At 69.5% G+C, this 2,394-nt stretch carries 2 protein-coding genes; both read right to left on the bottom strand.

Annotated elements, in window-relative coordinates; genetic code table 11:
• Positions 1-1,471, bottom strand: a 1,471-nt coding sequence (locus tag FL311_RS42615; RefSeq protein WP_141333333.1) for a DUF4388 domain-containing protein, incomplete at its 3' end; no start/stop codon positions are given.
• Between the two features lie 156 nt (positions 1,472-1,627).
• On the bottom strand, positions 1,628-2,394 hold a 767-nt coding region (locus tag FL311_RS42610; RefSeq protein ID WP_153882730.1), incomplete at its 5' end, for a DnaJ domain-containing protein.

The raw sequence follows: 2,394 nt of genomic DNA, 5'->3' as shown, positions 1-2,394 counted from the left end.
GCGCGGAGCCACCCTGCCCTCCGAAGCCTCGCGGGCCCGAGGCCCACACGGAGGACGGGCCCCACGTGGTGGGCGCGCTGATGCCCTCGGTGTCCACGCGGTTCCAGTCGAGCAGCAGGCTGCGGCGCGCGTGCTCCGTCGCGCGATGCGCCGGCGGCGGCTCCACGAGGAAGGACGACCCCTCCGCGACGGCCGGAGGCAGCGTGGGCGCTTCACCGTCCGCGTCCGCCGTCTCGTCCACCATGCCCAGGGGGCGCTTGGGACGCGCGGGGAACACGACGACACTGGCGGGCACCGCGTGCGCGGGGGCGGCGGGCGTGGGCTCGGGCTCCTCGGGCGGAGCCGTGACGGGCTCCTCCTCGACGCCCGCGGGCGGCGCGAGCACGCTGGGCGGCATCACCCGCGCGGCCGGCTCCGGCGGAGGGGCGACGGGCTCCGGCGGCGCGGGCTCGATGGGCGTGGGCGGCGGGGCCGCGTTGAGCCACTGCTCGATGCCGGGCTTGCTGCTCTGCACCGGCTCCAGCGGCGCGTTGCCCAGCTCCCGGATGAGGCCCTCGAAGTACAGCTTGCTGATGATACCCAGCGCGGCCAGGTCCTCGAAGTCCGAGTCCTCCACCACGCGGCTCAGCGCGCGCTTGCCGTCGAACAAGCGCAACAGGCCGTTCACCTCGTCGGGAATCTCCGAGAGCCGGTCGGCGAGCTGGTGGTAGTCGATCTCGAACACCGTCTCCAGCGGCGGCAGCTGCTCGAGCATGCGGCCCCACTCATCGAGGCGACGCATGCCCTCCATCAGCAGGCCCTGCGTGGAGATCTCGATGCGCTCGGGGCGGTCCAGCGAGGTGAACTGGACGTCGAACTGGCCCTCGAAGGTGTTGAGCAGCCGGTAGAAGGCGTTCTCGCCCTTGAGCCGGCCCAGCTCCGCGTCGATGACGCGGCCTTCCTTGAAGTAGACGGTGCCGGTGCGCTCGCCCTGGATGGAGATGACGCCCGTCTTGCGGCCGATCTCGAACGTCTGGACCAGGTCCACCACGCCCATGTCCGCGAGGCTGCCGCCGAAGCCACCCTTCGTCGTCTCCCGCTTCTCGATCCTCTCCTTCTCCGCCTTCTGGAGGATCATCTTCACGCGGGTGACGATCTCTTTGATGTAGATCGGCTTGGTCAGGTAGTCGTCGCCGCCCAGCTCCAGGCCGCGCACCTTGAACTCGACCGACTTCTGACTCGTCAGGAAGACGAACGGGATGAACTTGAAGCGCTCGTCGGACTTGAGCGCCTTGCACAGCTCGAAGCCGTCCATCTCCGGCATCTTGGTGTCCGCGAGCACCAGGTCCGGTGGGCTGATCTGCACCTTCTCGATGGCGTCCTTGCCGTGGATGGCCGTCGTCACGGAGAAGCCCGCCTTCTTCAGGCTGACCTCCATCACGCGGAGACTCTTCGCGTCCCCATCCACCAGGAGCAGGTGCTGCTTGGCCACGTTACTTGCCTTTCATCTACGGAGGACGATTCGCGGAAGAGCCCGGCGCGGGGAGCATCCTGCCCGCTTTCCAGGCATGTCAATGGGTTGGAACGACGGAGGGACTGGCTGCCCCCCGGCCGCCCGGGCGCGGGGTGAAGCGCTACGAGCGCGGCTTCAGCGGAAGAACCCGCCCTTCTTGGGTGGGTTCTTCTTGCGCATGTCGATCAGCCGCAGCTCCTGGTTGGCCTCCAGGTGCTTGGAGTTGGCGCGCACCGCCTCGCGGAAGTGGCGCTCGGCCCGGTCCATGTCGCCCTCGACCCGGGCGATGACGCCCAGCTGGTAGTGCGCGCGGTCGCAGTTCGGGTCGGCCTTGACCGCGTCCAGCATCATCTGCTTGGCCTTGGGCATGTCCGCCTTCCGGGCGGGGTCCATGTAGATGGCCCAGGCGCGCGCGGCCAGGTAGGTGGCCTTGGGTTCCAGGGCGTGGGCGCGCTCGTAGTGCTCCGACGCGGTGGTGAAGTCGCGCTTGCGGAAGTAGACCTCGCCCATCTTGTAGAGGTCATCGGGGCTGCTCTCCGGGCGTCCCGGTGCGGGGCGCGCGGACCCGGTGGCCCCGCCCGGCGCTGGCGGCGCCTTGGGCAGCGACTGCTGGGCCTGGAGCGTCTGGATGTAGGCCTTGCGGCGGGCGTCGTCGTAGAGGACCTCGTAGGCCTCGCGGATGGCCTCGAAGACGGACGTTATCTTCTGCGCCAGGTGCGGCAGCGTCGGCGGCAGCCTGTCGGGGTGGAAGACCTTGGCCAGGCTCAGGAAGGCGGCCTTCACCTGATCCCTGGGGGCATCCTGGGGGACGCCGAGGACGTAGAAGTGATCCTTGCGGGCCTGCACGTCGGCGTAGCGCTGCTCGATGAGCTGGGCCTGACGGGCCTCGTCCGGCTTGGGGG

Source organism: Myxococcus sp. AB025B (assembly GCF_006518215.1).
Taxonomy (GTDB): domain Bacteria; phylum Myxococcota; class Myxococcia; order Myxococcales; family Myxococcaceae; genus Myxococcus; species Myxococcus fulvus.
Note: the sequence above shows the minus strand (reverse complement) of the source record. Positions and strands in the feature narration are given on the sequence as shown.